Genomic DNA, 6,166 nt, shown 5'->3' with positions numbered 1-6,166 from the left:
CGGCCACGCGTTGCGCGTGGCCGCCCCGCCACGGGAGACGCCCATGAGCACCCGACGCATCCACGCCTGGCCGGTGCGCCTGACGCACTGGCTGAACGCCTTCGGCATGTTCTGCATGATCAGCAGCGGCTGGGGCATCTATAACGCCTCTCCACTGTTCGCCTTCCATTTCCCCACCTGGTCGACCCTCGGCGGCTGGCTCGGCGGCTCCATCGCCTGGCACCTGGCCGTGATGTGGCTGCTGGTGATCAACGCCCTCGCCTACCTGTTGTATGGCGCGTTGAGCCGCCACTTCGCCCGCGATCTGCTACCGCTGAGCGTCAGCGCGGTGCGCCGCGATCTGTTCGCCGCGCTGCGCCTGAAACTTCAGCATCGCCTCGGTCACTACAATGCCGTACAGCGGCTGTCCTACTGGCTGGTGCTGGCACTCGGCGTGCTGGTGGTGCTTTCCGGCCTGGCGATCTGGAAGCCGGTACAGCTGCACGGGCTGGCCAGCCTGTTCGGCGGCTTCGACATCGCGCGCTACGTGCATTTCTTCGCCATGGCTGGCATCGCCGCCTTCATCGTCCTGCACCTGACCCTGGTACTGCTGGTGCCGAGCACCTTGCCGCCGATGATCACCGGCGGCCGGAGGGCGAATTCCCATGAGTGAACGCAAGAATGCCCCACCGAAGCTGGAACCGGCGCAACAGACGCAAGTCGTGAACCTGCAGCGCCGCCTGCTGCTGCGCTCGGGCCTGAGCCTCGGCGCGCTGGCGATGCTGGGCGGATGCAACCTGCAGGATGGCGATCAAGTCGACAAACTGCTCTGGAGCATGTCGCGCTGGAACGACCGGGTGCAGGCCTGGCTGTTCAGCGGCCAGCGCCTGGCGCCGACCTACGCCGCGACCCAGATCACCGACCCCTTCCCGTTCAACGCCTTCTACGCCGAATACAACGTGCCGGAGATCGACCTGGACGGCTATCGGCTGGAGGTTTCCGGGCTTGTCGAGCGCAAGCGGCCCTGGACGCTGCAGGCGCTGCGCCAGTTGCCGCAACGCAGCGACATCACCCGGCTGATCTGCATCGAGGGCTGGAGCGCCATCGGCCAGTGGGGTGGCGTGCCGCTGCGTACCTTCCTGGAACGGATCGGCGCGGACACCACGGCGAAGTACGTGGGATTCAAGTGCGCCGACCGCTACTACTCCTACCTGGACATGCCCACCGCGCTGCATCCGCAGACGCTGCTGGCGCTGGACTTCGGCCAGGTCGCCCTGCCGCCGGATTACGGCTACCCGCTGCGCGTGCGGGTGCCGACCAAGCTCGGCTTCAAGAACCCGAAGCACATCGTCGAACTGTTCGTCAGCAACCAGAACCCCGGCGGCTACTGGGAAGACCAGGGCTACAACGGTTTCAGCGGCATCTGAGGGCTCACTTGTCCTTGGGCTTGACCGGCGGGTCGTAGGAGGTCTTCGGGTCCTTCGGTTCGCCGTCGGCGACCGGCCCGCCGGCGCCGTCGTTCGAGGTGGTTTCGCCGTTCATCTCCGAGCCGCTCGCGGGCACCGAAGGCGTACCACTGCTGGCGCCGCTGCGCGGGCTTTCCGCCTGCGGCTCGCCGTCCTTGCCGGTGCCCATTGCGCCAGAGCCGACCGAGCCGGGGTCGCTGGCGGCGACCTGCGCGGAGAGGATGGGCAAGGCGCCCGACTCGCGGGCCTGGACCGAGCCGATACAGGCGAGCGTGGTCGCCAGGCCGAGTGACAGCAGCATCGAATTCTTCATCGGGCACCTCCACGAAAAAACAGACTTGCCCTGCATTGGGCAGCTGCGCCGCAGACAGGTGCCGACAAACGGCGAGTGGCTGACCGACGGCGCTCAAGACCGCGCCACGACTGGGCCACGATGTGGCTTTTTGCGATCGTATAGCCAGCATTGCAGGCCTTTGGCCATAAAAGTGGTCGCTCTATAGGAACCTTGGCTCAGCGTCCGAGGTCATTAAAACCGACCGCTAGTCACATCGCCGCAGCCAGCCTGCGACTTCGCTTGACGGTAACAACCCCTACTCAATACACCTCTCTCCAGATACCTGGACCGACTTCGAATGCAGGGAAGAGCGCATGAAGATTCTGATCATCGGCAACATGGGATATGTCGGACCGGCCGTCGTACGCGAACTCAGGTCGCAACACCCGGACGCCATCATCAACGGTTTCGACAACGGGTATTTCGCCCATTGCCTGACCGGCGCGCAAACCCTTCCTGAGCACCTCCTAAACGAGCAGTTCTATGGCGACGTTCGCGCGATCGGCGTCGAACAGCTCGAAGGCTACGATGCCGTGGTGCAGCTCGCGGCGGTTTCCAATGACCCCATGGGCGACCGCTTCGCCGCGGTGACCCACGCAATCAACCAGGAAGCCAGCGTCACCGTCGCCAAGGCTGCCAGCCGCGCCGGCGTGCGCAACTTCGTGTTCGCCTCCAGCTGTAGCGTCTACGGCATCGCCGAAGGTGGCCCGCGCAAAGAAACCGATCCGGTTTCGCCGATCACCGCCTACGCCAAGTCGAAGATCGGCACCGAGCGCGAGCTGGCCGACCTTGACGGCGAAATGGTCATCACCTGCCTGCGTTTCGCCACCGCCTGCGGCATGTCCGATCGCCTGCGCCTGGACTTGGTGCTCAACGACTTCGTCGCCTGCGCGCTGAGCCAGGGCAAGATCACCGTGCTCAGCGACGGCTCGCCGTGGCGCCCGCTGATCGACGTGGTCGACATGGGTCGCGCCATCGACTGGGCCATCCAGCGCCCGGCCGACAACGGCGGCCGCATCCTCAACGTCAACGTCGGCTCGAACGCGCGCAACCAGCAGGTTCGCGACTTCGCCCACGCCGTCGCCGCCGCCGTGCCGGGCACCACCGTCAGCATCAACACCGACGCGCCGGCCGACAGCCGTTCCTACCAGGTGGACTTCGGCCTGTTCGAGTCCCTGGCCCCCAACCACCAGCCGGTGATGACGCTGGAGCGCTCCATCGCCGGGCTGATCGAAGGCCTGACCCGGATGAAGTTCGCCGATGCCGACTTCCGCACCTCGCCGCTGGTGCGCCTGCACGTGCTGCAGGGTCACATCGCCGAGAAGCGTCTGTCCGAGGACCTGCGCTGGCAGCGCCAATAGCTGACCCATAGCGTCATTCCACCCACGTATACAGAAAAGGAGTTCCTGCTATGAAGGTCGCACTTTTTGCAGGCGGTTTCGGTACCCGATTGAGCGAAGAAACCAGCGTCAGGCCCAAGCCAATGGTCGAGATCGGCGGTCGCCCGATCCTCTGGCACATCATGAAAATGTACGCCGCCCACGGCATGCGCGACTTCGTCGTGCTGGGCGGCTACAAGGTCGAGTACATCCGCGACTATTTCCTCAACTACCGCGGCTCGCGCACCGACTTCACCATCGACCTGAAGAGCGGCGGCGTCGAATGGCTGCAGGCGACCACCGAAGACTGGCGCGTCACCGTGCTCGACACCGGCGCCGACAGCATGACCGGCGGCCGTCTCAAGCGCGCCCGCCACCTGCTCGGCGACGACACCTTCTGCCTGACCTACGGCGACGGCGTCAGCGATGTCGACATCACCAAGCTGATCAAGGCGCACCGCGAGTCGAACAAATGGTGCACCCTCACCGCGGTCACCCAGCCGGGCCGCTACGGCGCCCTGCGCCTGAGCGAAGACCTGAGCAACGTCGAGGCCTTCCGCGAGAAGGGCGCGGCCGACGGCGGCCTGATCAACGGCGGTTTCTTCGTCTGCGAGCCGGAAGTCTTCGACCTGATCGACGACGACCAGACCGTCTGGGAGAACGAGCCGATGGACCGCCTGGTCGCCCAGGACAAGCTCGGCAGCTATCACCACAGCGGTTACTGGCAGAGCATGGATTCCCTGCGCGACAAGCAGGTGCTCGAGGATACCTGGGCGAAGGGCGCCCCGTGGAAGACCTGGTCCAACTGAAGTCGGGCCGCGATCCGGCTTGCCGGCCTGCCGCTTTTCGCAGCGGCCCGGCATGCCAGGGGTCCTGAGCCGGTTTTCGAGACCGAACTTCCCTTCCAACCGTTTGGAGATACCCGATGATTATCGTTGACACTGCCCTGGCCAAACGCGAGGCCGCGGGCAAACCTATCCGTGTGGGCATGATCGGGGCCGGTTTCCAGGCCATGGGCATCGGCCTGCAGATTCTCAAGACCACGCCCGGCATGCAGCTGTGCGCGGTCGCCAACCGCAACCTGGAAAAAGCCGCGGGCGTGTTCGGCCAGGCCGGCCTGGTGGCGACCCCCTGCGACAGCCAGCACGCGCTCGAGAGCATGATCGCCGCCGGCCGCCCGGCAATCACCGAGGACGCCGTGGCGCTGGCCCGGGCCGAAGGCCTGGACGCCATCATCGAAGTCACCGGCTCGGTCGAGTTCGCCGCCCACGCAGTGCTCGCCGCGCTGGAAACCGGCAAGCACGTGGTGCAGATGAACGCCGAGCTGGACGGCACCATCGGCCCGATCCTCAAGGTCAAGGCCGACCAGGCCGGGGTGATCTACACCTTCTCCGACGGCGACCAGCCGGGCGTGCAGATGAACCTGCACCGCTTCGTCGCCGGCATCGGCGTGAAGCCGGTGCTGTGCGGCAACATCAAGGGGCTGCACGACCCCTACCGCAACCCCACCACCCAGGAAAGCTTCGCCAAGCGCTGGGGCCAGAAGCCGGCGATGGTCGCCTCCTTCGCCGATGGCACCAAGATTTCCTTCGAGCAGGCCATCGTCGCCAACGCCACCGGCATGACGGTGGCACGCCGCGGCATGCTCGGCCCGGATTTCTCGGGCGGTGATCCGGGTGCCCCGCTGACGCCGATCGAGCAGACCGTCGCCGCCTTCGAGCCGCACCTGGACCCGAACGGTCCCGGCATCGTCGACTACGTCGTCGGCGCGCGGCCCGGGCCGGGCGTATTCGTCCTCGGCACCCTCGACGACCCGCGGCAGAAGCACTATCTGGAGCTCTACAAGCTGGGCCCGGGCCCCTACTACTGCTTCTATACGCCGTACCACCTGTGCCACTTCGAGGTGCCGACCTCGGTGGCGCGCGCCGTGCTGTTCGACGACCCGGTGCTGACCCCGCGCGGCGGCCCGAGCGTCGGCGTGATCGCGCTGGCGAAGAAGGACCTGGCCGCCGGCGAACGCATCGAGGATTTCGGCGGCTACGAAGTCTACGGCGTGGCCGAGAACATCGACGTCGTCCGCCGCGAGAACCTGCTGCCGATCGGTCTGGCGCTTGGCTGCACGCTGGCCCGCCCGGTGGCGAAGGACACTCCGCTGACCTTCGACGACGTGGTGGTTCCGGAAGGCCGCCTGATCGATCACCTCTACGCCGAGCAGGAACTCCTCTTCGGCCGCTGATTCCCCGAATTGAATGCACAGGACGCACGCATGATCTTTCACGAAACCAAACTGAACGACGCCTTCCTCATCGAACTGCAACGGCGCGGCGACGAGCGCGGCTTCTTCGCCCGCACCATGTGCAAGGAAGAGTTCGCCGCCCACGGCATGCAGACCGAATACGTGCAGCAGAACATGTCGGTGTCCGCCGACCGCGGCACGCTGCGGGGCATGCACTACCAGATGAAACCGGTGGGCGAAGCCAAGCTGATCCGCTGCGTGCGTGGGGCGATCGTCGACATCATCGTCGACATCCGCGCCGAATCCTCCACCTACCTGCAGCATCAGGCGTTCGAGCTGAACGAGGACAACAAGCACGAGCTGTACGTACCGCCGGGCTTCGCCCACGCGTTCCTGACGCTCACAGACAACGTGGAAGTGACCTACCTAGTGTCGTCGCCCTACACGCCGAGCGCCGAGCGCGGCCTGCGTTACGACGACGAACGCCTGGGGATCAGCTGGCCGATCCCGGTCACCACCATTTCCGAGAAGGACGCGGCCTGGCCGCTGATAGCCGAAAGGACCGACCCACTCTACTGAGTGCAGCGAGGCGCCGGAACTTCCGGCGCCTAGTTGAGCCAGGCGGCGATAGGCAAACAAAAAAAGCGGCCCGAGGGCCGCTTTTTTTCATATTCGCGAGTCGCCCGTTACTGGACGGCCGCGACCTCGCTGTTTTCGTAGACGACGCTTTCCGGACGCGCCACCGGCACCGAGCGGCCCATCAGCCGCGAGG

7 protein-coding genes are annotated in these 6,166 nt (G+C 65.8%); 6 read left to right on the top strand and 1 reads right to left on the bottom strand.

Going from position 1 to position 6,166, the window contains the following annotated elements; translation table 11 throughout:
- Positions 1-43 precede the first annotated feature (43 nt).
- Positions 44-652: a cytochrome b/b6 domain-containing protein gene (locus QMX85_RS23005; RefSeq protein WP_282344822.1), complete on the top strand. Its 609-nt coding sequence runs from the start codon at positions 44-46 to the stop codon at positions 650-652.
- Complete coding sequence (locus QMX85_RS23000) at positions 645-1,406, top strand: molybdopterin-dependent oxidoreductase (protein WP_282344820.1); 762 nt, start codon at positions 645-647, stop codon at positions 1,404-1,406. Before QMX85_RS23005 ends, QMX85_RS23000 begins: the two co-directional genes overlap by 8 nt.
- A 4-nt stretch (positions 1,407-1,410) precedes the next feature.
- Here the strand turns inward: QMX85_RS23000 and QMX85_RS22995 are convergent, their stop codons facing one another.
- Positions 1,411-1,758: a hypothetical protein gene (locus tag QMX85_RS22995; RefSeq protein WP_282344818.1), complete on the bottom strand. Its 348-nt coding sequence runs from the start codon at positions 1,756-1,758 to the stop codon at positions 1,411-1,413.
- Between the two features lie 335 nt (positions 1,759-2,093).
- Here QMX85_RS22995 and QMX85_RS22990 point away from each other — a divergent pair, with 335 nt between their 5' ends.
- The 4 genes from QMX85_RS22990 to rfbC all read left to right on the top strand — a co-directional run bounded on the left by QMX85_RS22990 (position 2,094) and on the right by rfbC (position 5,973).
- Positions 2,094-3,140: an SDR family oxidoreductase gene (locus QMX85_RS22990; protein ID WP_282344817.1), complete on the top strand. Its 1,047-nt coding sequence runs from the start codon at positions 2,094-2,096 to the stop codon at positions 3,138-3,140.
- Between the two features lie 50 nt (positions 3,141-3,190).
- Positions 3,191-3,967 carry a glucose-1-phosphate cytidylyltransferase gene (gene rfbF / locus QMX85_RS22985; RefSeq protein ID WP_090225516.1) on the top strand — a complete coding sequence of 259 codons (777 nt, stop codon included), beginning with the start codon at positions 3,191-3,193 and terminating at the stop codon, positions 3,965-3,967.
- 116 nt (positions 3,968-4,083) lie between these two features.
- The gene (locus tag QMX85_RS22980; protein ID WP_282344815.1) at positions 4,084-5,394 is read left to right on the top strand and encodes an SAF domain-containing protein; all 1,311 of its coding nucleotides are present in this window, start codon (positions 4,084-4,086) and stop codon (positions 5,392-5,394) included.
- A gap of 30 nt (positions 5,395-5,424) precedes the next feature.
- Complete coding sequence (rfbC, locus tag QMX85_RS22975) at positions 5,425-5,973, top strand: dTDP-4-dehydrorhamnose 3,5-epimerase (protein WP_090225512.1); 549 nt, start codon at positions 5,425-5,427, stop codon at positions 5,971-5,973.
- Positions 5,974-6,166 lie beyond the last annotated feature (193 nt).

The organism is Pseudomonas sp. PS02288 (assembly GCF_029959715.1).
GTDB lineage: Bacteria > Pseudomonadota > Gammaproteobacteria > Pseudomonadales > Pseudomonadaceae > Pseudomonas_O > Pseudomonas_O kuykendallii.
The sequence above is the reverse complement of the archived record's forward strand: the minus strand, read 5'-3'. Positions and strand labels throughout refer to the sequence as shown.